Raw genomic sequence first — 22550 nt, forward strand, 5'->3', positions numbered from 1 at the left:
CCCCGTTCGAAAACCTGATAGATTGCCGCGCCATGTTCACCGGAATCATCACCGATGTGGGGCGCGTTCGGGCCGTGGAGCGGCAGGGCGACACCCGGTTCACCATTGAGACCGCCTTCGATACGGAGACGGTTCCCATTGGCGCGTCCATCGCCAACAACGGCGTCTGCCTGACGGTGGTCGAGAAGGGGCCGGGCTGGTTCGCTGTCCAGGCCTCCGGCGAGACGCTGTCGAAGACGACGCTCGGCGGCTGGGCGGAGGGCACGCGGGTCAACCTGGAACGCGCGCTGAAGCTGGGCGACGAGCTGGGCGGCCACATCGTCTCCGGCCATGTCGACGGCGTGGCGACGGTGGTGGACGTGCGGATGGACGGCGAGTCCAAGCGCTTCACCTTCGAGGCGCCGGCTAATCTGGCGAAATACATCGCGTCGAAGGGCTCGGTGGCGTTGGACGGCGTGTCGCTGACGGTGAACGAGGTGGATGGCGCGCTCTTCGGCGTGAACATCATCCCGCACACCCAGGACGCGACCACCTTCGGCACGCTGAAGGCCGGCGACCGGGTAAATCTGGAAATCGACATGCTCGCGCGCTACGTCGCGCGGTTGGCGGGGCAGGAATGACGTCCGAGTTTCACGAGTACCTGTCGCGGCCCGAAGAGATCATCGAGGAAGCGCGCCAGGGCAAGATGTTCATCCTCGTCGACGACGAGGACCGCGAGAACGAGGGTGACTTGGTCATCCCCGCCCAGTGCGCGACGCCGGAAGCGATCAACTTCATGGCGAAGTATGGGCGTGGCCTGATCTGCCTCGCCATGGATCAGGCGCACATTGAGCGGCTGCGCCTGCCCCTGATGGCGCAGCAGAACGGCACCCGGCACCAGACCGCCTTCACCGTCTCCATCGAGGCGCGCGAGGGCGTGACGACCGGCATCTCGGCGGCCGACCGGGCGCGCACCGTCCAGGTCGCCATCGACCCGACCTGCAGCCCCGACGACATCGTCACGCCGGGCCACGTCTTCCCGCTGCTCGCCCGCGACGGCGGCGTGCTGGTCCGCGCCGGCCACACCGAAGCGTCGGTGGACATCGCGCGCATGGCCGGCATGAGCCCGGCCGGCGTGATCTGCGAGATCATGAACGACGACGGCACCATGGCCCGTCTGCCGGACTTGGTGAAGTTCGCGCAGTTCCATGGGCTGAAGGTGGGCACCATCGCCGACCTGATCGCCTACCGGCGGCGCACGGAAACCATTGTCGAGCAGAAGCTGGCGGCGTCGCTGGACACTCGCTACGGCGGGCGCTTCCAGGCCTATGTGTACGTCAACAAGGTGGCCTACGCGGAGCACATCGCGCTGGTGCGTGGCGACATCTCCGGCGACGAACCGGTGCTGGTGCGCATGCACGCGCTCTCCGTGCTGGACGACGTGCTGGGCGACACGAGCGCCGGGCGCGACTATGAGCTTCAGGCCTCCATGGAGATGATCGCCAAGGAAGGGCGGGGCGTCGTCGTGCTGCTGCGCGAACCACAGGCGAACAGCCTGTCGGCGTCGCTGCTGGCGCGGCTGGAAGGGCACGCCAACCCCGCGCCGGCGCTGCGCGATTATGGCGTCGGCGCGCAGATCCTTCTGGACCTGGGCGTGCGGAACATGGTTCTGCTCTCCAATCGCATCAAGTCGATCGTCGGGCTGGAGGGCTACGGGCTGACCGTGGTCGGCCACCGCCCGATTCCCGTTCACGAAGACCGCTGAGGCCGGCAGAGCAGCGCGCGATGACCGACAAGCCCCATCTGATGATCGTGGAAGCCCGCTTCTACGAGGACATCGCCGACGAACTGGCCCGCGGCGCCATCGAGGAGATCGAGCGGGACGGAGCCACCTACCAGCGCGTGGCGGTGCCGGGCTGTCTGGAGATTCCGGCGGCGATCCTGTACGCGCTGCGTTCCATGGACTTCTTCACGGCGCGCAAGCGCTTTGACGGCTATGTGGCGCTGGGCTGCGTGATCCGGGGTGAGACGACGCACTACGACATCGTCTGCAACGAGAGCGCGCGGGGGCTCCAGGACCTCGCCCTGCGCTACGCGCTGGCGATCGGCAACGGAGTCCTGACCGTGGAAAACCGCGAGCAGGCCTGGGCCCGCGCCTCCGTCGGGGCCAAGAACAAGGGCGGTTTCGCCGCCCGCGCCTGCCTTGACATGATCGAACTGAAACGCCAATTCCGCCTCTATCCGCGGTGACCCCGCGCCGATTCCCTGACAGTATGAGCATCATGAGCAACGACGACGCGGCTGGCCGCGCGAAACAGAAGCGCGGGTCCCGAAACCGGACCGGCGGCGGGTCTGCCAAGGCCCGGCGCAAGGCGGCCCGCCTTGCCGCCGTGCAGGCCCTGTATCAACTCGACCTGAACCAGGCCGCCCTGACGGGAACCGCCGTGGAAACCGTGGTCGGCGAGTTCATCAACCACCGCCTGGGCGAGGAAATCGACGGCGCGAAGTTCGTCGCCGCCGACCAGCAGCTCTTCGCCGACATCGTGCGCGGCGCGGCGCACCGGCGGGAGGAGGTGGACGGCATGCTGGCCTCCGCCCTGGAGCCGCGCTTCCAGCTCGACCGGCTGGAACTGCTGCTGCGCGCCATCCTGCGCGCCGGCGGCTACGAGCTGTTCGTCCACCACGACACTCACCCGCGCATCCTCATCAGCGAGTATGTGGACGTGGCGCACGCCTTCTTCGCCGGACGCGAGCCGGGCATGGTGAACGGCGTGCTCGACCATGTGGCGCGCGCCCTGCGGCCGGATGAGCTGGCCCAGCCCGACCCCGGCCGTGAACAGTCCAAGCCGTAACACGCAAGAGAGTGGCGGGGGACTCGGCGAGTTCGGCCGGATCGCCCGCCACTTCAAGCCCTTGGCCGCCGGATTCCCCGGCGCCCGCGGGCTGGCCGACGACGCGGCCGTGTTCGGCATCCCGCCGGACCAGGAGCTGGTCGTCACGACGGACGCCATGGTGGCCGGCGTCCACTTCCTTCCCGACGACGCGCCCGGCGACATCGCCGCCAAGCTTCTGCGCACCAATCTGTCCGACCTCGCGGCGATGGGGGCGGTGCCGCACGCCTACACGCTCGTCACCGCCCTGCCGAAATCGGTGGGGGAGGACTGGCTGGCCGCCTTCGCCGCCGGGCTGGGCGAGGACCAGCGGCGATTCGGGATTGGGCTCGCTGGCGGCGACACGGTGACGACTTCCGGGCCGATCACCCTGTCGGTGACGGCTTTCGGGTTGGTGCCGAAGGGCAGGGCGCTGCCCCGCCGGGGCGGCCGGGTCGGCGACCGGGTCTTCGTGACGGGGAGCATCGGTGACGCCGCGTTGGGGCTCCAGGCGGTGTTCGGCAAAATCGAGGTCGCGGACGAGGCGGCGCGCAGCCATCTGCTGCGGCGCTTGCGGCGGCCGGACCCGCGCACCGGCGTGGGGCCGCGGCTGCTGGGGATCGCCACCGGCTGTCTGGACGTGTCGGACGGGCTGGTCGCGGATCTCGGCCACCTGTGCGAGGAATCGGGCTGCGCGGCGGTGCTGGAGACGACGCGGGTGCCGCTGTCGGACGCCGCGCGCACGGTGGTCGGGGACGAACCGGCGCGACTCGCCCTGGCGCTGACCGGGGGCGACGACTACGAATTGCTGTTCACCGCGCCGGAGGAGACGCGTCCGGCCTTGCGTGCCCTCGCCGAGGACAGCGGCGTGTCCATCACGGAGATCGGGCGGCTGGTCGAGGGAGCCGCCGGGGAGGTCACCGTGGTCGATCCGCAAGGGCAGGCGATGGCCCTGGCCGTGCGCGGATGGCAGCATTTCTGAGATCGCATCGCCGCCTCCGGCGCGCTTAACGCAATCGAAAGCAGCACAGGCCTAGCCTTCACGCGCTCCGCCAGAAGGGAACCGCGCGCGTGGTCAAGGTTATCGTAGTGCTCGTGCTTGGCCTGTTGCTGCTGGGCGGCGCCGGCTACGGCGGCTGGATGCTGTACAACATCTATATGGTTCCGCACGACGACGCCCCGAAGAAGGAGGAGCCGCCCCCGCCCGTGCCCACGGCCTTCGTCCGCTTGGCGCCACTCGTCGTGCCGACCATCGGCGCGCAGAAGGTGGAGCAGTTCGTGACCGTGGTGGTGACCCTGGAGGTCGTCCTTGAGAAGCAGCCGCTCGTCCAGGCCTACCAGCCCAAGGTGTTCGACGCGCTGCTGACCGCACTATACGGCGCGGTCGACGACAAGTCGGTCATGAATGGTAACTTGGTCAATATCACTGCCGTAAAAGAAAAACTGGCAGCCGCGGCCGCCAAGGTGGTCGGAAACGGTGTGGTGCAGAACGTTCTGGTCCAGGTGGTTACCCAACGCAATCTGTAACCCTTTCGAATAGGGCGCTATCCGAAAGTCAGGGATCTCCTCGGCCATTTCGCCGCGCCTCTTCGGGCGTGGGCGCTGTTGCATTGCGCCTGCCGCTTCGGCATCCTTTTCTCGAACAATTTGCCCGTCATCGACCATCGTTTGCGCCTGTGGCGGTAATCGAGGGGCCGACAACATAAAATTGGGGGAACCGATGGCAGCAGCGTTCATCATCATCATAGCCAGCGGCCTGCTTGCCCTGGCCTATGGGTATTACGCAGGCAGACAGGTCATGGCGGCCTCCGCCGGCTCCGAACGCATGCAGGAGATCGCTGCGGCCGTGCAGGAGGGCGCCCGTGCCTATCTGAACCGTCAATACACCACCATCGCCATCGCGGGCGTGGTGCTCCTGATCATCCTCGGGGCGTTCCTTGGGCTGCATGTGGCGTTTGGGTTCCTGATCGGCTCCGTCCTGTCGGGGGCCGCCGGCTATGTCGGGATGAACGTGTCGGTGCGCGCCAACGTGCGCACGGCCCAGGCGGCGACGCAGGGGCTGGCCCCGGCGCTGGACATCGCCTTCAAGGCGGGCGCCATCACCGGCATGCTGGTGGTCGGGCTGGGCCTGCTGGGGGTGGGCGTCTATTACGCCATCCTGACGATGGTCTACCGCGTCACCGACCCGGTGCAGGTCCGCTCCGTGCTGGAGGCGCTGGTGGCGCTGAGCTTCGGCGCGTCGCTGATCTCCATCTTCGCGCGCCTGGGCGGCGGCATCTTCACCAAGGGCGCCGACGTCGGCGCCGACCTCGTCGGCAAGGTGGAGGCCGGCATTCCGGAGGACGATCCCCGCAACCCCGCGGTCATCGCCGACAATGTCGGCGACAACGTCGGCGACTGCGCCGGCATGGCCGCCGACCTTTTCGAGACCTACGCCGTCACGATCGTCGCCACCATGCTGCTGGCGGCGATTTTCTTTTCGGGGGAGATCATCCGGCTTCTGCTGGTCTACCCGCTGGTGATCGGCGCGGTGTGCATCGCGGCCTCGGTCGCCGGCACCTTCTTCGTGAAGCTCGGTTCCGACAACAACATCATGAACGCCCTGTACAAGGGGCTCGCCGCGACGGCCGGCATTTCGCTGGTGCTGATCCTGATCGTCACCGCGATCATGTTCGGCTTCTCCCGCCCGATCATGCTGAACGGCGGCGGCTACGTGACCGGCCTGAACCTGTTCGTGTCCTCGCTGGTCGGCCTCGGCGTGACCGGGTTCCTGGTGTGGATCACCGAATATTACACCTCCACCGCTTTCCGCCCGGTGCGCAGCGTCGCTCGCGCGTCGGAGACCGGCCACGGCACCAACGTCATCCAGGGCCTCGCCGTGTCCATGGAGGCGACGGCGCTGCCGGTGCTGGTGATCTGCGTCGGCATCATCATCGCCTATGGGCAGGCGGGCGTGTTCGGCATCGGCATCGCCGCGACGACGATGCTGGCGCTGGCCGGCATGGTGGTGGCGCTGGACGCCTACGGTCCGGTGACCGACAACGCCGGCGGCATCGCCGAAATGTCGGAAATGCCCAAGGACATCCGCGTCACGACCGATGCGCTGGACGCGGTGGGCAACACCACCAAGGCGGTGACCAAGGGCTACGCCATCGGCTCCGCCGGCCTCGCCGCGCTGGTGCTGTTCGCGGCCTATGTCCAGGACCTGAAGCACTATTTCCCGAACATCACCGTCGAGTTCAAGCTGGACGACCCCTATGTCGTGGTCGGGCTGCTGATTGGTGGCCTGCTGCCCTACCTGTTCGGGGCCATGGGCATGACGGCGGTGGGCCGCGCCGCCGGCTCCGTGGTGGTCGAGGTGCGCCGCCAGTTCCGCGAGATCGCCGGCATCATGGAAGGCACGGCCAAGCCGGACTACGGCCGCGCGGTGGACATGCTGACCCGCGCCGCGATCAAGGAGATGGTCATCCCGTCGCTGCTGCCGGTGCTGGCGCCGGTGGTCCTGTACATCATCATCGCCTCCATCGCCGGGCAGGCCCAGGCCTTCGCCGCGCTGGGCGCGATGCTGCTGGGCACCATCGTGACGGGCATCTTCGTCGCCATCTCCATGACGTCGGGCGGCGGCGCCTGGGACAACGCCAAGAAGTTCATTGAAGAGGGCAATCACGGTGGCAAGGGTTCCGACGCGCACAAGGCGGCGGTGACCGGCGACACCGTCGGCGACCCGTACAAGGACACCGCCGGCCCGGCGGTGAACCCGATGATCAAGATCACCAACATCGTGGCGATCCTGCTGCTGGCGATTCTGGCGCAGTTGAGCTGAGGACGGCCGGAAACCCCAAAAATGAGAAAGCCCCGCTCTCGCGGGGCTTTTTTCGTGTTCCGTAGTGGCGCCGTTACCGGCCAGGGCCCTTGTTCTTGGTGTCCTTGGCCGAGAAGCGGCCGACGTTGCCCAGCATCTGCTCCAGGAAGCCCAGTTCGCGGCCGGCGGTCGGGGTGGTGCGGTCCACGATCTCGATATCCTGGCCGTTGCTCTCGTCGAGTTGCTTCACGTCGCTGACCACGCCGGCGTCGTCGAAATGGACGATCACGACGCGGCGCTCCACGACTTCAGGCCGGAAAAAGGCGACCTTTTCCGTCTTCTGGCCGATGTAGTACCAGACGTTCGGGTCGAAGGTGCCGACCGAGGTGGGGGTGCCGAGGATTCCTGCCACATCTTCCCGCCGGGTCTGGCCAGCCTTGATCTCGGCGAGGCGGTCGGCGTCCGTCAGGTTTCCGCGAGTCGCCATGGTCGGCGAGCACGCGGAGACGGCGAGGCCCAGAAAGGCGATGGCGCACAGCGCCGAAGGAATCGATCTCGTCATGGTGCTCAGGCTATGATGGCACGGGCGGGCGGCGGTCCCTTGCGGCAGCCGCGCTCCGCCCACAATGGCGGGATAATCGCACCGGGCGGTTTGTCCTGTCAACGAAACTCCGAGCGAGAGAGAAACCGTGCTCGACCGCCTGTTCCGGCGCCTGTTCCGGCGCCGCAGTGAAGCCCACGCCGCCGCCGAATTCTTCGTGAAGATCGTGGCCCAGGCCCGCGAGCCCGCCTTCTACCGTCACCTTGGCGTTCCCGACACGCTGGATGGACGCTTCGACATGGTTGTGCTGCACGTCTTCCTGGTGATGCGCCGCCTGAAGGGGCAGGGGGCGGCCGCGGAGCAGCGCTCTCGCCTTCTCTATGAGGCGATGATCGACAATTTCGAGAAGTCGCTGATGGAGCAGGGGGTGGGCGACAGCGGAATCGGGCGTCGCGTCAAGACCATGGCGCGCGGCATGGCCGGGCGAATCCAGGCCTACGACCGCGCGCTGGCCGACGGCGCCGACGAACGGCTTTTGGCGGTGGCGCTGGACAACAACGTCTATGGCACCGTGCCGGACGCCGATCCGGCCTGGATCGCCGCCATGGCCGCCTATGTCCGACGCGAGGCCGCCGGGCTGGCGGCGCAGCCGCTGGAGTCGCTGCTGGCCGGCGACATCCGCTTCGCCGAAGCGCCCTCCGCAACCACGGGGTAACCCCTGTGCGCCGGGGCTTGCCTTTCGGCGCGCCCGGTTTCATCTGACACAGAGTCACAGTGATAAGGTGCCCGCGGCAGAACGGGCGCCGGGACAAGGAACAAGCCGACCATGCACCACACCACCGACCACGCGCCCGAATTTTCGCGAATCGTCCGGGCGGACGCCGTCCATCGCGACGACGAGGTGGTCCAGACCATCGAGGCGACCGAATCCGAGCGCAAGGCGCTGGCCGAACGGTTCGAACTGGAGGCCATCGACCGGCTGACCGCCACCGTGCGGCTGCGCTCCGTCCGCGGCGGCCAGATGGTCCGTGTCGCGGGCGAGCTGGAGGCCGACGTGGTGCAGACCTGCGTCGTCACGCTGGAACCGGTGCCCGCCCACGTCACCGAAAGCTTCGGGGCGCTGTTCGCGCCGGAGTCGATGATCCCGAAGGATGAAGACGAGATCGAAATCGACCCCAACATCGCCGAGGAAGACCTGCCGGAGCCCATGGTGAACGGCCGCATCGACATCGGGGAACTGGCCGCGCAGCACCTGTCGCTGGCGCTCGATCCCTACCCGCACGCGGAAGGCATAGAATTCACCGGCTACAGCGAAGGCGAAGACGAGGAGGAGGAGGTCGAGAAGGCCGAACCCGAGAAGCCAAACCCTTTCGCCGCGCTGGAACGTTTGAAACGGCCAAATTAGGGGCGGAACGGGCTTGCCCTTCGTGGGCAATTGCCGTATTGAATGCCGCTCGCGTCAGGCGGCCCCCCTTCGGGCCGCCTTTTCCAATGAAGAGAGTTTACGGCCATGGCTGTTCCGAAGAAGAAGACCTCCAAGTCGCGCCGCAACATGCGTCGCTCGCATCACGCGCTGCCGACTGCGGCCTACAACGAGTGCCCGAACTGCGGCGAGCTGAAGCGCCCGCACCACGTCTGCGGCTCCTGCGGTCATTACGACCAGCGCGAAGTGGTTCAGAGCGCTCCGGCGGCCTGATGGCGGTACGGTTGGCCGCCCTTCGTCCTAGCCAGGGAGCCTACCCGCGGTGAGCCAGCGCCTGACCATTGCCCTTGATGCCATGGGCGGCGACCATGGGACCGACATGGTGATCGCCGGGGCGGACATCGCCCGCGAACGTCACCCCGACGTGCATTATCTGCTGTTCGGGGACGCCGCCCGCATCGAACCGCTGCTGGCCCAACGGCCGGCGTTGAAGGCGGTGGCCGAGGTGCGCCACACCCCGGACAGCGTGGCCGCCGACGCGAAGCCGTCGGTGGCGCTGCGCGCCGGGCGCCAGTCGAGCATGCGGCTCGCCATCGACTCGGTCGCCGACGGGCAGGCCGCGTGCGTGGTGTCCGCCGGCAACACGGGCGCGCTGATGGCCATGGCGAAGTTCGTGCTGAAGACGCTGCCGGGCATCGATCGTCCGGCCATCGCGTCCTTCTTCCCGACGCTGAAGGGGGAGAGCATCATGCTCGACCTCGGCGCCAACACCGAGTGCCAGTCCGAAAACCTCGTGCAGTTCGCCGTGATGGGCGCGATTTTCGCGCGCACGCTGCTTGGGCTGTCCGAGCCGACCATCGGTGTCCTGAACATCGGGTCGGAGGAGATGAAGGGCAACGACGTGGTGCGCAACGCCGCCGCACGCCTGCGCGAGATGCCGCTTCCCGGCCGTTTCCACGGCTTCGTGGAAGGCAACGACATCGCCGCCGGCACGGTGGACGTTATCGTCACGGACGGCTTCACCGGCAACGTTGCGCTGAAGACGGCCGAGGGCACCTCCAAGCTCTTCACGGAGTTCCTGCGCCGAACTTTCCAGTCCTCCTGGCCGGCGCGGATCGGGTACCTGCTGGCGCGGGGCGCGTTCAAGCGGTTGAAGCAGCGCATCGACCCGCGCCGCTACAACGGCGCGATGTTCCTCGGCCTGCGCGGCGTTTGCGTAAAGAGCCACGGCGGCACCGACGCGGTCGGTTTCGCCAACGCCATCGGCGTGGCCTACAATCTCGCGTCCAACGGTTTCAACGACCGAATCAAGGAAGAAGTGCAGCGCCTGGGGGGCGCCAATCCTCTTCCCGACACCAAGGCGGCGGCGGTCTGAGTCATGGTCAAGCGTTCCCGGATTCTCGGCTGCGGTTCGTACCTGCCGGCCAACTGCGTGTCGAATCGTGATCTTGAAGGCCGCGTGGACACCACCGACGAGTGGATCGTCCAGCGCACCGGCATCAAGGCGCGCCACATCGCCGCCGAGGGGGAGCTGACCTCCGACCTCGCCATCGCCGCGGCGACCCGCGCGCTGGAGCATGCCGGGGTGGATGCGGGCAGCATCGACTGCATCGTGCTCGCCACCACCACGCCGGACAACACCTTCCCGGCCACGGCCACGAAGGTGCAGGCGGCGCTGGGCACCAAGGGCTTCGCGCTGGACATCCAGGCGGTGTGCGCCGGCTTCGTCTACGCGCTGTCCATCGCCGACAATTTCCTCCGCGCCGGGCAGGCGACCCGCGCCCTGGTCATCGGGGCGGAGACCTTCTCGCGCCTGCTCGACTGGAAGGACCGCACCACCTGCGTGCTGTTCGGCGACGGGGCCGGGGCCGTGGTTCTGGAAGCGCAGGAGGGCGCCGGCACCTCCAACGACCGGGGCATTCTGTCCACGCACCTGCATTCTGACGGTTCGACCTACGACCTTCTCTATGTGGACGGCGGCCCGTCCACCACGGGCACGACCGGCCATGTGCGGATGCACGGGCAGGACGTGTTCCGCCACGCGGTCAGCAAGCTGTCCTCCGTGGTGGAGGAAGCGCTGGTCGCCAACGGGCTGGAGCCCTCGGCGGTGGATTGGCTGGTCCCGCACCAGGCCAACCAGCGCATCATCGACGGCATCGCCCGCAAGCTGAAGCTGCCGTCGGACAAGGTGGTGCTGACCGTCGACCGGCACGGCAACACCTCGGCGGCGTCGATCCCGCTGGCGCTGTGCGAGGCGGTGCACGACGGACGCGTCAAGCGCGGCGACCTGATCCTGATGGAAGCCATCGGCGGCGGGCTGACCTGGGGCGCCGCACTGGTTCGCTGGTAAGCTGCGCTCCCGTCGGGGCTCTCAACGGCCCGAACCAAGCTTTTGAATTGACGGTGTTCTTTCGCCGGATTACGGTTTTTCCCCTATGGTTGCGGGGGGAAGCGAACCATGACTCAGAACCAGAACACCGTTACGCGCGCACAGCTCAGCGAAGCCGTCTATCAAGAAGTCGGCCTGTCGCGCAATGAATCCGCCGATCTGGTCGAAAGCGTGCTGGAGGAGATCTCCGACGCGTTGGCCCGTGGCGAGATGGTCAAGATTTCGTCGTTCGGGAGTTTCCAAATCCGGCAGAAGGGGCAGCGCGTCGGCCGCAACCCGAAGACCGGTGAGGAAGTGCCGATTCTGCCGCGGCGGGTGCTGGTGTTCCGCGCCAGCCACGTGCTGAAGAACCGGATCAACGACGTGGCCACCGCCGCGGCCGAGGCCCAGCGCGTGAAGGCGGCGTCGTGATCCGTCGCCGCGGCGTGTAGGGCATTCCCGAAATGAAGACGCACGGCGGCGCCGCAAAATCGGCGACGGCCTTCCGCACGATCAGCGAGGTCTCAACCGAGCTGGACGTGCCGCAGCATGTGCTGCGCTTTTGGGAAAGCAAATTTCCGCAAATCCGCCCGCTGAAGCGCGGCGGAGGGCGGCGCTATTACCGTCCGGAAGACGTGGAACTGCTGCGGCGAATTCAGAGGCTGCTGTACAGCGAGGGTTACACGATCAAAGGGGTCCAGCGCCTCCTGAAGGAAGGGCGGGACGACGGAGCGGTGCTGCCGGAAGATGCCGACGGACTCGATGAGCCCGGAATGGTTGAACCGCAGCGGGACGAGGCCCCGGGTCATGAGGCCGATCTGCCGAACAGCCCGGACGAACCGGCCCCGGATTCGTCTCCAGACGCCATGTCCGCCAATCCGGCAGCTCTTTCAGAGCCAGCACGGCGCGAGATCGGCCTGGCTTTGGACGAGTTGAAGGAGATGCGGGCGCTGCTTCAGGATCTCAGGAAAACGATCCCATGATTTTTCGAAAAAAAGCGTACAGTAACGGTTGCGTTGGCCACGGGGCGCGGCTATAGTCCCGCTCCCTTCCGGAACAAAGGGCGGTCCGCTTGACGGAGCGTAGCGCAGCCTGGTAGCGCATCAGACTGGGGGTCTGGGGGTCGCAGGTTCAAATCCTGTCGCTCCGACCATCGTTCCGAGAGGGGGAAAAGCCTCGGAGCCCAACGGCTCCGGGGCTTTTTCTTTGCTCGTTGCGCCGCTATACCCAACCTGGAACGATCCAGGAGGCTGCCCCGATGCCAATGCTGTCCGACGCGCGCCTTGACGAGTTGCTGGCGCAGGACGCGCCCTACGGCGACCTGACGACCAAGGTCTTGGGCATCGGCCACCAGCGTGGACGCATCAGCTTCGCCGCGCGGGGCGCCATGGTCCTGGCCTGCACCGAGGAGGCGGCGCGCCTGCTGGCCCGGGCCGGGGCGCTGCCGGGCGAACCGCTGCCGAGCGGGACGGCGGTCGAGGCCGGTCAGGTCTTCCTGACGGCCGAGGGGCCGGCCGCGTCGCTGCACCGCGCCTGGAAAGTGGCGCAGACCCTGGTCGAGTATGCCTCGGGCATCGCAACGCGGGCGCGGGCCATCGTGGAGGCAGCGCGGGCGGTGGCGCCGGACATTGCCGTCGCCTGCACGCGCAAGAACTTCCCCGGCGCCAAGGACGTCAGCGTCCGCGCCGTTCTGGCTGGCGGGGCGCGCATGCACCGGCTGGGCCTGTCCGAGACGCTGCTGGTCTTCCCGGAACACCGCGCCTTCCTCGACCCGGCGGACAAAAAGGCCGAAGGGGGCTGGATCGACCGCGTTCGGCGGTCGGAGCCGGAACGCAAGCTGGTCGTCGAGGTGGACAGCGTCGAGGATGCCGTGGCGGTGGCCCGCGCCGGGGCCGACGTGATCCAGCTGGAAAAGCTGCCGCCCGATTCTGTCGCCGAGGTGGTCGCCGTCACCCGCAGCCTGCAACCAGCCCCGGTCATCGCCGCGGCCGGCGGCATCGACGAACGCAACGCTGCCGCCTACGCCGCGACCGGCTGCGCCGTGCTCGTCACCTCCGCCCCCTACTTCGCGCCCAACCGTGATGTGAAGGTGACGCTGGCCCCGGCCCCGGCCCCGGTGTGAGTCACACGATGTAGGTCATCACCAGATACAGCACGGCCTCGTCCTGGCCGACGTTGCGGTAGCTGTGTGGAACGTCGGCCTCGAAAACGATGGCATCGCCGTCCGCCAGCCGGTGCGGGCCGTCGCCGGTGACGATCTCCACCGTGCCGCGGGCGACCAGGATGTTCTCCGTCGTGCCGATGGCGTGGGCGTCGGACGACTCGTCCGTGCCGGGGGCGAGGCGGAGTTCGTAGAACTCCACCTGCCGCTCCCCCTTGAAGGGGAACAGGGCGCGCGAGGTGAAGCGGCCGTCGGGCGAGGCGAGTGGCGTGGAGTCGGCGCGCCGGAGCACCGTGGTGCCGGCGCTGCCGCCGTTGCTGAGCAGGCTGGAGAAAGGCACGTCCAGCGTCTTGGCGACGGTCCACAGCGTGGCGATGCTGGGCTGGCCCTTGCCGGACTCGATGGCCTTCAGCGTCGCGTGGTCGGCACCGGACAGCTTGGCCAGCGCCTCCAGCGACAGCCCTTGGCGGAGTCGCAGGCTGCGCACGTTCTCGGCGATCACGTCTGTCAGATAATCCGGCGTGTCCTCGTTGGCGGGAGCCCCGGTGGCGCGATGCTGTGAAGGGGTGGTCGCAAGGGTCATCCTGGTCGTCCTGTCGATGGTCTTTGAAACGTCAGCGGCCGATCCGCGACCGGGGCGTGGTGGTTGGCGGGACGGGGGATGGGGCGGGATCGTTCTGCGCGATCCGGCGCGCGGCGTTGGCACACTGGGTGCGCAGCTCCGGCACGGCAGTCATCTCCCAGAAGGGCGCGCGGCTGACCGGGCCGAGGGCGAAAAGGCGGTCGGACACCGCGCCGTCCTCCCCGACCAGAGCGCCGTCCTCGGTGACGTCGAGGCCGAGCCGCAGCGGGTCCGGCCGCGCCAGCCCGCGCTGGAGCAGGGACCGCACCAGCGGGTGGCGGATGCGGCCGAAGTCGCATTCGGTGCCGGTGGCGTTGATGACGCTGCCCATCGTCCGCGTCCAGGCCGCTCCGTCGGCGCCGCGCGCCTGGACCGTCGCGGCGATCCCCTGCGTCGTCAACTCCAGCGCGCGCAGGCGGCCCGCGCGGATGGTCAGACGGCCGCTCTCCCGCAGCGCGGCAAGGCGCGCGGCGACCTCCGGCGCGATGCGGTGCCGGTGCACCTCCCAATAGGGGCGGGCGTGGCGCAGGAAGCGCCGGCGCTCATCCATCGGCAGATGCTTCCAGATCAGGTGATGGTAGGGCCGGAGCGCATCGAAGGCGGAGCGCCAGTCGAGCCCCGCCGCGCGAGCGCGTTCCACGTCGGCCTTCAGCGCGATCAGAACGTCCAGAACCGTGCGCGGCATCACCTGCGGGTGCACGAAGGACTTGAAGGGCCGCGTCTCCTCGTGGACCAGCGGCAGCAGCCCGCGCCTGGACAGGGCGACGATGGGGCCGCGATGCCCCTGGTCCTCCAGGGAGAGCACGGCGTCCACCATGGTCAGGCCGGTCCCCAGCACGAGCACCGGCGCGTCCGGGTCGATGGCGGCGACGGCCGACTGGTTCCACGGGTCGCCGATGAAGCGGTCCGAGGCGAGCACCTCCGCCGTGGCGCAGGCGGGGGGCGAGGGCGGAAAGTTGCCGACGCACAGCACCGCCCTGTCCACCGCGAGGCTCGGCCCGCTGGCGAGCTTCAGCCGGACGCCGCCGGCCGTCACGGACAGGTCCACCACCTCGGCCTGGACGGTGTTCAGCGTGGCGTGCGGCGGGGCGGCGGCCTGCGCCTCGCGCAGGACGTCCTGGACGTAGGCGCCGTAGGTCGTCCGCGAGACGAAGGCATGGCCGCTGGGCGGCACCGGGGCTCCGCCGTCGTCACGCGCCCAAAGCCAGCGCAGGAAATGGCGCGGGTCGTCGGGGAAGGCGCTCATGTTGTAGGCGCGCACGTTCAGCAGATGCGCGTTGCACGGCGTGGAGAAGGCGACGCCGGTGCCGATGGTCCGCGCCCGTTCGATCAGGTGGACGCTGGTCGGCTCCTCCGCGTTGCGCAGGAGGTGGGCGGCGAGCACGCTGCCCGTAAAGCCCGCGCCGATGATGGCGATGCGCCGCGTGAGGGGAGGGGATGCCACGTTCATCGGTCCTTCCTCTGGTGATGCCTCCGCCCGCCGGCCCTCCTCGGTGGGCAGGTCCGGCGGGCCGGGCAACTCGAAGCCCGTCAGTGCAAATCAACAGGGCAGGGTGGGTCAACGGCTCTTCTGGTAGATCTGGTCGAAGACGCCGCCGTCGGAGAAATGCTTTTCCTGCGCCGCGCGCCAGCCGCCGAAGGGCTGGTCGATGGTCACGAGGCGGATGTTCGGGAAACGGTTGGCGTATTGCGAGGCCAATTCGGGCTGGCGCGGCCGGTAATAGTTCTTGGCCGCGATTTCCTGCCCCTCGCGGGTGTAGAGGAACTGGAGATAGGCTTCGGCCGCCTTGCGGGTGCCCTTGCGGTCGACGACGCTGTCCACCACGGCGACCGGCGGCTCGGCCAGAATGGACAGGGAGGGGACGACGATCTCGAACTTGTCGGCGCCGAACTCCTGGAGTGACAGGAAGGCCTCGTTCTCCCAAGCGAGCAGCACGTCGCCGATGCCGCGCTGGGTGAAGGTGACGGTTGCGCCCCGGGCGCCGCTGTCGAGAACCGGCACGTTCTTGAACAGATCGCCGACGAACTGCTTGGCCTTGGCGTCGTCGTTGCCGTTCTTGTCGAGCGCATAGGCCCAAGCCGCCAAGTAGTTCCAGCGCGCCCCGCCCGAGGTCTTCGGGTTCGGCGTGATCACCTGCACGCCCGGCTTCGCCAGATCGTCCCAGTCCTTGATCTTCTTGGGGTTGTCCTTGCGCACCAGGAACACGATGGTCGAGGTGTAGGGCGAACTGTTGTTGGGCAGCCGCGACTGCCAGTTCTTGGCGAGCACCCCGGCGTCGGCGATGGCGTCGACGTCGTAGGCCAGCGCCAGCGTCACCACGTCGGCATCCAGCCCGTCGATCACCGAGCGCGCCTGCTTGCCCGACCCGCCGTGCGACTGCTTGATCGAAACGGAACGCCCGGTCTCGGCGGACCAGGCTTTGGCGAAGGCTTGGTTGAATTCCACATACAACTCGCGGGTTGGATCGTAGGACACGTTCAGGATCGTGTCCTCGCCGGCCGCGTTGGCGGTGGCGAGTGCGGCGAGGATGAAGCCCCCGACCAGGACGCTCAGGCTGAAGCGCGACGCCATGTGTGATTTCCCCCGAATTGCTTATCTCGGGTGTGATTGAACACGTAAATAGTCTATAGAGCAAGTCGATAAATGGAAAATTTTTGTGTGAATTTGTAAGGAGCGGAGGGCAGACACCAATAACAAAATGTAAAATATCCAATTCCTGAACGCTCCTGGCCGTCGCGCGAAAGCGAGTTATGGTTAATCGGTAATTAACCATAACGTGCGAGGACTCGCATGTTCGAACCATGAACGGCAAGACACATGCGAGACGATCGATTCCACCCCGCCAACGCCCTCCCGCTGAGCGCCGAACCGCAATCCAGGGGCTCCTTGGACCGGCGGGAGCCCGATGTGCAGCTTGCCGCCATGGTGCCGCAAAGCGTGAAGCGCGCGGTGCGGCGCCGCGCCGAGGAAGAGGGCACCACCGTGCGCAGCGTCCTGCTGCGCGCCTTGAAGCTTGCCGGGATCGCGGAAGTCGACGAAGCTGAAATTGCGGATCGCCGCATCGCCGCCGGGGCCGAACGTTCCGGGCTGTGGCGGGCAACGCGGGCGCGTTAAGGGGCTCTCCCAACAGTTCCTTTCCGTTTCCAGCTTCGCCATTTCTCCCGAAAGCGGTCTCGCATGAGCCTCCTTCACCGACTGTTGCTGCTGGTCTTCCTGTCGCTGGTTCCGGCGGCGGTCATCGAGGTGAAGAACGAACTCGCCCTGCGGCAGACCCGCGAGGACGAAGTGCGCCAGAGCGCCTTGCGCCTTGCCGCCCTGGTCGAGGCGCAGCAGGACCGGATGGTCGACGGGCTGCATCAGCTTCTGAACACGCTCGCTGTGACCGACGCCATCCGGGGGCCGGACCCGGCGGCCTGCCAGACGATGATGGATGAACTGCACGCCTCCTACCCCGACTACCTGCGCGTCAACGTGGTGGACCCGGCGGGAGGCGTTCGCTGCTCCACCGACCGCGCGGCCATCGGGCGCTCCATCGCCGACCGCCCACATGTGCGGGAAGCGCTGGCGAGCGGGCGGTTCGTCGTCGGCGAGCATATCCGGCAGCGCTCCAACGGCCGGGAGGCCCTGCCGGTCGCCTTATCCTACCGCGACCCGGCCGGCCGCATCGCCGGCGTCGTGACGGCGTTGACCGACATCGCCTGGATCGACAGGTTCCTGGCGGACAAGCCGTTGCCGCCAAGCGCGCGGGTCACCGTGGTCGATCGCCGGAACGTCGTCATCGCGCAGGTGCCGCCCATCCCCGGCATGGCCGGTACTCCGCTGCCGCCCGACCTTGGCAAGCTGATGGAGCGGGATGATCCGGGGGTGATCGAAGCCGCCGCCTTCGAGGGGCAGCCCCGCATCATCGCCTACCGCCCCACCAAGGTTGGGCTGGACGGGGTCGGCGTGATGGTGTCGCTGGACATGCAGGAGGCGCTTGGGCCGATCCACGACGCCATGGTCCGCGCGCTGACGGGCATCGCGGCGATCCTGGTGGCGACGCTGGCCGCCGCCTGGTGGGGCGGCCACCGGCTGCTGCGCCGGCCGACGGCGGCTCTGGTCCACGCGGCGCAGCGCTGGAGCGAGGGCACCCTGGCGGTCCGCAGCGGAGTCGCCGGTGAGCGTTCCGAGATCGGCACGCTCGCCCGCGCCTTCGACAGCATGGCGGAGGAGCTGGAACGCCGCCACCGCGCCGCCGAGGAGGCCAACGCGCTGGCCCACAAGATGGCCGCCGTTCTGGCCAGCACGACCGACGGCGTGTTCGAGGTGGATCGCGACTGGCGCATCACCTTCATGAACGACCGCGCGCGGATGCTGATCGCCAACGGCCGCGACCTGATGGGGCAGTGCCTGTGGGACGCCTTTCCACAGGCCGTCGGCACGATCTTCAGCGACCGCTACCGGCACGCCATGGACGAGCAGGAGCCGGTCGAGTTCGAGGGGCTTTACCCGCCGCTGGACGCCTGGTACGCCGTCCGCGCCTTTCCCTCGCGCGACGGGCTGGCGATCTTCTTCCAGGACATCACCGCCCGCAAGCGCGGCGAGGAGGCGCTGGTCTTCGCCAACCGCGAGAAGGACGCGCTGCTCGCCCAGCTCAACGGCCTGCTGGAGAACGCCCCGGTCGGCCTCGCCTTCTTCGACCGCGCGCACCGCTACATCCGGATCAACGAGAAGCTGGCGGACATCAACGGCATCCCGCCCGAAGCGCACATCGGACGCACCATCGAGGAACTGCTGCCGGTCAACGCCGTCAGCGTCGATCCGATGATCGACAGCGTGTTCCAGTCCGGGCGGTCGCTCTCCTATCAGGAGATCGTCGGCGAGACCCCCAGCCAGCTTGGCGTGCGCCGCCACTGGCTGACCGCCTTCTTCCCGGTCCACGACGGGCCGGATGTGGTCGCGGTCGGCGCTGTCGTCATGGAAGTCACCGACCTGCGCCGCGCCGAGGCGGCCCGCACCCAGAGCGAGGAGCGCTTCCGGTCCGTGTTCGAAATGGCTGCCGTGGGGATCGAGCGGCTGGCGCTCGACGGGCGTTTTCTCGACGTCAACGCCAAGCTCTGCTCCATCCTCGGCTACCGGCGGGAGGAGCTGCTGGGGCGCGGCTACCGCGATATCACCGACCCGGACGACCAGCCTGCCGAGGAGGCATTGCTCGACCGCCTGCTGGGCGGCGATATCCCCAGCTACGCCATCGAAAAGCGCTACCGCCGCAAGGACGGCCGGCCGGTGTGGGTGCGCGTGACCTCCTCGCTGGCGCGCATCACGGGGACGGAGATGGCCTACCGCATCTCCATCGTCGAGGACATCACCGAGCGCAAGGCTATGGAGGAGGAGCTGCGATTCGCCAAGGACGAGGCGGAGCGCGCCAACCTCGCCAAGTCGAAGTTCCTGGCGGCCGCCAGCCACGACCTGCGCCAGCCCTTGCAGTCGCTGTTCTTCTTCGCCGCCGCGCTGGCCGGCCATATCGAGAACGGCGCCGGCATCCAGGTGCTGCGCCATCTGGAACAGGGGTTGGACACGTTGAAGGGCCTGCTGGACAGCCTGTTGGACGTGTCCCGCCTGGATGCCGGCGTGGTGACGCCGGTCATCGAGGATTTCGACGTGGCGGAGGTGCTGGACCCCATCCGCACCGCCTACGCGCCGGTCGCCTCTGAAAAAGGGCTGGGCTGGTCGGTGGAAAGCTGCTCCGCGAAGGTGCGCAGCGATCGCACGCTGCTGCCGCGCATGCTCCGCAACCTTGTGGAGAACGCCGTCCGCTACACCGAAAGCGGGCTGGTGCGGGTGCAGTGCCGGGTGGAGGGGCGGTCGGTCTCCATCGTCGTGCAGGACACCGGCATCGGCATTCCGGCCGGGCACTTGGAACGGATCTTCGAGGAGTTCCACCAGGTCGGCAATCCGGAGCGCGACCGGACCCAGGGCCTCGGCCTCGGCCTCGCCATCGTGCGTCGCCTGTCGCGGCTTCTGGAGCATCCGGTGGAGGTGCGCTCGGTCGAAGGGCGCGGCTCCGCCTTCCGCGTGCTGGTCCCGCTGGGCGAGGCGGAGCCGTCGGAGGCGGTCGAGGGCGTGAAGACCGCGCCGGGCAAGGGGCACGGGCGCTTCGCCGTGCTGGTGGACGACGACGCCATCGTGCTGATGGGCTTGCAGATGATCCTGGCGGAGTGGGGCTACACCGTGCTGTCGGCGGGCAGCGCCGATCAGGCCATGGAGCGGCTGGAGGCGCAGGACGAATCCCCGGACATCGTCATCGCCGACTACCGCCTGCGCGAGGGGCGTGTCGGCACGGAGGTGATCCTACGGGTGCGCGAACGCTACGGCGCGGCGGTACCCGGCGTGATCCTGACCGGCGAGACCGGCCCCGACTGCCTGCACGACGCCGCCGCGCACGGCCTGACGGTGATCCACAAGCCGGTGACCCCGCGCGAACTCGGCGCCGCGGTGGACCAGCAGCTGCGCGCCGGCGTGGAGTAGGGGTGTGGAGTAGGGGCGTGGAGTGGGGGGCGCTACTCCGCCCGCGCCCCCTCCTGGAAATTCACCGGGATGACCGTGGAGCGGGCGAAGACCGCTGCGCGGCCCGAATCGGTCAGGCGGCAGACCAGCCAGTCGGGCTTCAGCGGGTTGTCGAACCAGCGCTCCGCCCAGCCGGCCTTCAGGCAGCTTTCGATGGTCTGCTTCTTCACGCGCTGGCCGCGCTCGTCGAACAGGGGAAGCTTGCCGCCCGCCTGGTCCAGCCCGCGGCGCAGCCAGGCGACCTGCTGATCGGTGGGCGAGCGTCGGGAGGAGGAGCGGCGCGGCGTGGCCATGGTCGTCTCTGCACTGTTGTGAAGCGGGGCGATGGTGCGGGATGGGGCGGCTGTGGCAAAGTTCGGACAGTCTACGCCGGAATCGCCGGCCGCGCATCACGGCACGCCATAACGAGGTGCGACATGGAGAACAGCGTCACCGGAATGACCGGTGAATTCGTCTTCGCCTACATCACCGCCGGCTCGCGCGAGGAGGCGGCGCGCATCGGCCGCGCGCTGGTGGAGGAGCGGCTCGCCGCCTGCGCCAACATCCTGGACGGCATGGCCTCCATCTACCGCTGGCAGGGCGCCATCGAGGAGGCCACGGAGACGGTGCTGATCGCCAAGACCCGCGCCGCGCTGTTCGACCGTCTGGCCGCGCGCGTGCGGGAGCTGCACAGCTACGAGGTGCCCTGCGTGGTGGAGCTGCCGGTCGGGCGGGGCAATCCGGCCTATCTGGACTGGCTCAGGGCTGGGACGGAATGAGAGCGTCCGCATGACGGGCATGTCCGGCGCGCATTGGACCGCCGCTGAGCCTCGTGCCAGTTTCAACTGCAATTCTTCCGGGTGCGGAGTGGTTCAATGACCGACATGTCGGCGCGTCTGTCGATCGGATTCTCGTGGGTCGGCCATGCGCTGATGCACATCGTCACGGCGCTGTACCTGACGGTCGTGCTGGGGCTGGAGCGGGACTGGCACCTTCCCTACGACGAGCTGATCCGGCTGTGGACCCTGGGCTCGCTGCTGATCGGGCTGGGCGCGCCGCTCGCCGGCTGGCTGGGCGACCGGTGGAGCGAGTGCCGCATGATGGCGGTCTTTTTCCTGGTCACCGGCGCCGGCACGGTGGCGTGCGGGCTGGTCGAGGGGGCGACCGGCATGCTGTGGGCGCTGGCCGCCCTCGGGCTGGGCTCCTCCATCTATCACCCCGTGGGCATGTCCTGGATGGTCAAGAACGCCGTCAACCGGGGCAAGGCGCTGGGCTATCAGGGGATTTTCGGCACGGTGGGCATCGCGTCGGCGGCGCTGGTGGCCGGCGGCCTGACCCAGTGGTACGGCTGGCGCGCGGCCTTCCTGGTGCCGGGGGCGCTCTGTCTGGCGCTGGGCGTTGCGCTGGCCCTGCTGATCGCCTTCGGCGTCGTGGAGGACCGGCAGGGCGACGTGAAGCCCGAACGGAAGGCGTCGCGCGGCGACGTGATCCGCGCCTTTTTCGTGCTGTCGGTGACGATGGTCTGCGCCGGGCTGATGTTCAACGGCATGCAGGTGGTGCTGCCCAAGCTGTTCGAGGCGCGGCTGAGCCACCTGCTGGGCGAGGGCACGCTGGGCGTCGGCGGCGTGGTGACGGCGGTCTATCTCGTCGCCGCCCTGCCGCAGCTGATCGGCGGGCATCTGGCGGACAAGTACCCGCTGAAGCGTATCTACACCCTGTGCCTGTTCGTCCAGTTCCCGATGATGGCGGCGGTGGCGATGCTGGCCGGCCTGCCGCTGGTCGGGGCGGCGGCGCTGGTGGTCGTGGCGTCCCAGGTGCAGATCCCGGCGGAAAACCTGCTGCTTGCCCGCTACACGCCGGAGAAGCACCGGGGTCTCGCCTACGGCGCGAAGTTCATCCTGTCCTTCGGGGCCGGGCCGCTGGCCGTGCAACTCGTCGCCTTCATCTACGAGCGGACGGGCGAGTTCGTGATGCTCTACATCACGCTGTCGCTCCTGGCGCTGATCGCCTTCCTCGCGGCGCTCCTGCTGCCCTCCGGGCGCGAGGAACCGGCCGAACCCGTGCCGGCACCCGCGGAATAGCGGCCTTGCCCCCTCCCTAATCCTCCTCCGCGCAGGCGCTATGGGATGCACGGATGCTGCGTGTGCGGTAAGTGGTTGATTTACCCTGGGAAAGCCCCTCTCCCTTGAGGGGAGAGGGGTTGGGGTGAGGGTGGTTACGGGCGGCAGCCCGGAAAAATCGCCACTATGCCCGCGTTT

24 protein-coding genes and 1 tRNA gene are annotated in these 22550 nt (G+C 68.2%); 20 read left to right on the top strand and 5 right to left on the bottom strand.

All coding sequences use genetic code 11. The features are described from left to right. Positions 1 to 32: 32 nt before the first annotated feature. From ACSVC7_RS05720 to ACSVC7_RS05750, 7 genes are all read left to right on the top strand, one after another. Positions 33 to 620: a riboflavin synthase gene (locus ACSVC7_RS05720; RefSeq protein ID WP_448203461.1), complete on the top strand. Its 588-nt coding sequence runs from the start codon at positions 33 to 35 to the stop codon at positions 618 to 620. Next, positions 617 to 1744 (top strand): 3,4-dihydroxy-2-butanone-4-phosphate synthase, encoded by a 1128-nt coding sequence (gene ribB, locus ACSVC7_RS05725; RefSeq protein ID WP_448203462.1) that lies wholly within the window; start codon positions 617 to 619, stop codon positions 1742 to 1744. Before ACSVC7_RS05720 ends, ribB begins: the two co-directional genes overlap by 4 nt. A 20-nt stretch (positions 1745 to 1764) precedes the next feature. Further along, positions 1765 to 2229: a 6,7-dimethyl-8-ribityllumazine synthase gene (locus ACSVC7_RS05730; protein ID WP_448203463.1), complete on the top strand. Its 465-nt coding sequence runs from the start codon at positions 1765 to 1767 to the stop codon at positions 2227 to 2229. A gap of 32 nt (positions 2230 to 2261) precedes the next feature. Then, complete coding sequence (gene nusB / locus ACSVC7_RS05735; RefSeq protein ID WP_448203464.1) at positions 2262 to 2831, top strand: transcription antitermination factor NusB; 570 nt, start codon at positions 2262 to 2264, stop codon at positions 2829 to 2831. Beyond that, entirely contained in the window at positions 2812 to 3831 is a 1020-nt protein-coding gene (gene thiL, locus ACSVC7_RS05740; protein WP_448203465.1) for a thiamine-phosphate kinase, read from the top strand. The genes nusB and thiL overlap by 20 nt, the downstream gene beginning before the upstream one ends. Positions 3832 to 3920: 89 nt before the next feature. Then, the gene (locus ACSVC7_RS05745; RefSeq protein ID WP_448203466.1) at positions 3921 to 4376 is read left to right on the top strand and encodes a hypothetical protein; all 456 of its coding nucleotides are present in this window, start codon (positions 3921 to 3923) and stop codon (positions 4374 to 4376) included. Between the two features lie 193 nt (positions 4377 to 4569). Further along, positions 4570 to 6672, top strand: a complete 2103-nt coding sequence (locus ACSVC7_RS05750) for a sodium-translocating pyrophosphatase (protein ID WP_448203467.1) — start codon at positions 4570 to 4572, stop codon at positions 6670 to 6672. A gap of 73 nt (positions 6673 to 6745) precedes the next feature. On the opposite strand, the gene ACSVC7_RS05755 is transcribed toward ACSVC7_RS05750, so the two are convergent. After that, positions 6746 to 7213, bottom strand: coding sequence for an outer membrane protein assembly factor BamE (locus ACSVC7_RS05755; RefSeq protein ID WP_448203468.1), 468 nt, complete (start codon positions 7211 to 7213; stop codon positions 6746 to 6748). A gap of 127 nt (positions 7214 to 7340) precedes the next feature. On the opposite strand from ACSVC7_RS05755, the gene ACSVC7_RS05760 reads away from it, so the two are divergent. The 9 genes from ACSVC7_RS05760 (at position 7341) to modD (ending at position 13105) form a co-directional block, all read left to right on the top strand. Further along, positions 7341 to 7907, top strand: a complete 567-nt coding sequence (locus ACSVC7_RS05760) for a ubiquinol-cytochrome C chaperone family protein (protein WP_448203469.1) — start codon at positions 7341 to 7343, stop codon at positions 7905 to 7907. A gap of 111 nt (positions 7908 to 8018) precedes the next feature. After that, on the top strand, positions 8019 to 8597 hold the full coding sequence (locus ACSVC7_RS05765) for a YceD family protein (protein ID WP_448203470.1): 579 nt from the start codon (positions 8019 to 8021) through the stop codon (positions 8595 to 8597). Positions 8598 to 8702: 105 nt separating this feature from the next. Continuing rightward, complete coding sequence (rpmF, locus tag ACSVC7_RS05770) at positions 8703 to 8888, top strand: 50S ribosomal protein L32 (RefSeq protein ID WP_209768857.1); 186 nt, start codon at positions 8703 to 8705, stop codon at positions 8886 to 8888. Between the two features lie 49 nt (positions 8889 to 8937). Then, positions 8938 to 9990, top strand: a complete 1053-nt coding sequence (gene plsX / locus ACSVC7_RS05775; protein WP_448203471.1) for a phosphate acyltransferase PlsX — start codon at positions 8938 to 8940, stop codon at positions 9988 to 9990. 3 nt (positions 9991 to 9993) lie between these two features. After that, positions 9994 to 10965 carry a beta-ketoacyl-ACP synthase III gene (locus ACSVC7_RS05780; RefSeq protein WP_448203472.1) on the top strand — a complete coding sequence of 324 codons (972 nt, stop codon included), beginning with the start codon at positions 9994 to 9996 and terminating at the stop codon, positions 10963 to 10965. Positions 10966 to 11073: 108 nt separating this feature from the next. Then, positions 11074 to 11415: an integration host factor subunit alpha gene (locus ACSVC7_RS05785; RefSeq protein WP_448203473.1), complete on the top strand. Its 342-nt coding sequence runs from the start codon at positions 11074 to 11076 to the stop codon at positions 11413 to 11415. 32 nt (positions 11416 to 11447) lie between these two features. Next, complete coding sequence (locus ACSVC7_RS05790) at positions 11448 to 11966, top strand: MerR family transcriptional regulator (protein ID WP_448203474.1); 519 nt, start codon at positions 11448 to 11450, stop codon at positions 11964 to 11966. A gap of 93 nt (positions 11967 to 12059) precedes the next feature. Beyond that, positions 12060 to 12136, top strand: a tRNA-Pro gene (locus ACSVC7_RS05795). A 105-nt stretch (positions 12137 to 12241) separates the two neighbouring features. Further along, positions 12242 to 13105, top strand: a complete 864-nt coding sequence (gene modD, locus ACSVC7_RS05800) for a ModD protein (RefSeq protein WP_448203475.1) — start codon at positions 12242 to 12244, stop codon at positions 13103 to 13105. A 1-nt stretch (position 13106) separates the two neighbouring features. Here the strand turns inward: modD and ACSVC7_RS05805 are convergent, their stop codons facing one another. The 3 genes from ACSVC7_RS05805 to ACSVC7_RS05815 all read right to left on the bottom strand — a co-directional run bounded on the left by ACSVC7_RS05805 (position 13107) and on the right by ACSVC7_RS05815 (position 16338). Beyond that, complete coding sequence (locus ACSVC7_RS05805) at positions 13107 to 13727, bottom strand: helix-turn-helix domain-containing protein (protein WP_448203476.1); 621 nt, start codon at positions 13725 to 13727, stop codon at positions 13107 to 13109. A 31-nt stretch (positions 13728 to 13758) separates the two neighbouring features. Next, positions 13759 to 15216: an FAD/NAD(P)-binding protein gene (locus ACSVC7_RS05810; RefSeq protein ID WP_448203477.1), complete on the bottom strand. Its 1458-nt coding sequence runs from the start codon at positions 15214 to 15216 to the stop codon at positions 13759 to 13761. A gap of 108 nt (positions 15217 to 15324) precedes the next feature. Next, complete coding sequence (locus tag ACSVC7_RS05815) at positions 15325 to 16338, bottom strand: sulfate ABC transporter substrate-binding protein (RefSeq protein ID WP_448203478.1); 1014 nt, start codon at positions 16336 to 16338, stop codon at positions 15325 to 15327. A 336-nt stretch (positions 16339 to 16674) separates the two neighbouring features. Here ACSVC7_RS05815 and ACSVC7_RS05820 point away from each other — a divergent pair, with 336 nt between their 5' ends. Both ACSVC7_RS05820 and ACSVC7_RS05825 read left to right on the top strand, forming a co-directional pair. After that, complete coding sequence (locus tag ACSVC7_RS05820; RefSeq protein ID WP_448203479.1) at positions 16675 to 16881, top strand: hypothetical protein; 207 nt, start codon at positions 16675 to 16677, stop codon at positions 16879 to 16881. Positions 16882 to 16944: 63 nt separating this feature from the next. Further along, positions 16945 to 20274, top strand: coding sequence for a PAS domain-containing protein (locus ACSVC7_RS05825; RefSeq protein ID WP_448203480.1), 3330 nt, complete (start codon positions 16945 to 16947; stop codon positions 20272 to 20274). Positions 20275 to 20306: 32 nt separating this feature from the next. Here the strand turns inward: ACSVC7_RS05825 and ACSVC7_RS05830 are convergent, their stop codons facing one another. Beyond that, positions 20307 to 20606, bottom strand: a complete 300-nt coding sequence (locus ACSVC7_RS05830) for a hypothetical protein (protein WP_448203481.1) — start codon at positions 20604 to 20606, stop codon at positions 20307 to 20309. A gap of 123 nt (positions 20607 to 20729) precedes the next feature. On the opposite strand from ACSVC7_RS05830, the gene cutA reads away from it, so the two are divergent. Together cutA and ACSVC7_RS05840 are read left to right on the top strand one after the other, a co-directional pair. Then, positions 20730 to 21071 carry a divalent-cation tolerance protein CutA gene (gene cutA, locus ACSVC7_RS05835; RefSeq protein ID WP_448203482.1) on the top strand — a complete coding sequence of 114 codons (342 nt, stop codon included), beginning with the start codon at positions 20730 to 20732 and terminating at the stop codon, positions 21069 to 21071. Between the two features lie 96 nt (positions 21072 to 21167). Next, positions 21168 to 22373 carry an MFS transporter gene (locus ACSVC7_RS05840; protein WP_448203483.1) on the top strand — a complete coding sequence of 402 codons (1206 nt, stop codon included), beginning with the start codon at positions 21168 to 21170 and terminating at the stop codon, positions 22371 to 22373. The last annotated feature ends 177 nt before the right edge of the window (positions 22374 to 22550 follow it).

The organism is Azospirillum mesophilum (genome assembly GCF_053470405.2).

What these genes read in the sequence shown, in the direction of transcription:
- ACSVC7_RS05720 (WP_448203461.1), top strand. Translation starts at nt 33, where the DNA reads ATGTTCACCGGAATCATCACCGATGTGGGGCGCGTTCGGGCCGTGGAG.
- ribB (WP_448203462.1), top strand. Translation starts at nt 617, where the DNA reads ATGACGTCCGAGTTTCACGAGTACCTGTCGCGGCCCGAAGAGATCATC.
- ACSVC7_RS05730 (WP_448203463.1), top strand. Translation starts at nt 1,765, where the DNA reads ATGACCGACAAGCCCCATCTGATGATCGTGGAAGCCCGCTTCTACGAG.
- nusB (WP_448203464.1), top strand. Translation starts at nt 2,262, where the DNA reads ATGAGCAACGACGACGCGGCTGGCCGCGCGAAACAGAAGCGCGGGTCC.
- ACSVC7_RS05750 (WP_448203467.1), top strand. Translation starts at nt 4,570, where the DNA reads ATGGCAGCAGCGTTCATCATCATCATAGCCAGCGGCCTGCTTGCCCTG.
- ACSVC7_RS05755 (WP_448203468.1), bottom strand. Translation starts at nt 7,213, where the DNA reads ATGACGAGATCGATTCCTTCGGCGCTGTGCGCCATCGCCTTTCTGGGC.
- ACSVC7_RS05765 (WP_448203470.1), top strand. Translation starts at nt 8,019, where the DNA reads ATGCACCACACCACCGACCACGCGCCCGAATTTTCGCGAATCGTCCGG.
- rpmF (WP_209768857.1), top strand. Translation starts at nt 8,703, where the DNA reads ATGGCTGTTCCGAAGAAGAAGACCTCCAAGTCGCGCCGCAACATGCGT.
- ACSVC7_RS05780 (WP_448203472.1), top strand. Translation starts at nt 9,994, where the DNA reads ATGGTCAAGCGTTCCCGGATTCTCGGCTGCGGTTCGTACCTGCCGGCC.
- ACSVC7_RS05785 (WP_448203473.1), top strand. Translation starts at nt 11,074, where the DNA reads ATGACTCAGAACCAGAACACCGTTACGCGCGCACAGCTCAGCGAAGCC.
- ACSVC7_RS05790 (WP_448203474.1), top strand. Translation starts at nt 11,448, where the DNA reads ATGAAGACGCACGGCGGCGCCGCAAAATCGGCGACGGCCTTCCGCACG.
- modD (WP_448203475.1), top strand. Translation starts at nt 12,242, where the DNA reads ATGCCAATGCTGTCCGACGCGCGCCTTGACGAGTTGCTGGCGCAGGAC.
- ACSVC7_RS05805 (WP_448203476.1), bottom strand. Translation starts at nt 13,727, where the DNA reads ATGACCCTTGCGACCACCCCTTCACAGCATCGCGCCACCGGGGCTCCC.
- ACSVC7_RS05810 (WP_448203477.1), bottom strand. Translation starts at nt 15,216, where the DNA reads ATGAACGTGGCATCCCCTCCCCTCACGCGGCGCATCGCCATCATCGGC.
- ACSVC7_RS05815 (WP_448203478.1), bottom strand. Translation starts at nt 16,338, where the DNA reads ATGGCGTCGCGCTTCAGCCTGAGCGTCCTGGTCGGGGGCTTCATCCTC.
- ACSVC7_RS05825 (WP_448203480.1), top strand. Translation starts at nt 16,945, where the DNA reads ATGAGCCTCCTTCACCGACTGTTGCTGCTGGTCTTCCTGTCGCTGGTT.
- ACSVC7_RS05830 (WP_448203481.1), bottom strand. Translation starts at nt 20,606, where the DNA reads ATGGCCACGCCGCGCCGCTCCTCCTCCCGACGCTCGCCCACCGATCAG.
- cutA (WP_448203482.1), top strand. Translation starts at nt 20,730, where the DNA reads ATGGAGAACAGCGTCACCGGAATGACCGGTGAATTCGTCTTCGCCTAC.
- ACSVC7_RS05840 (WP_448203483.1), top strand. Translation starts at nt 21,168, where the DNA reads ATGACCGACATGTCGGCGCGTCTGTCGATCGGATTCTCGTGGGTCGGC.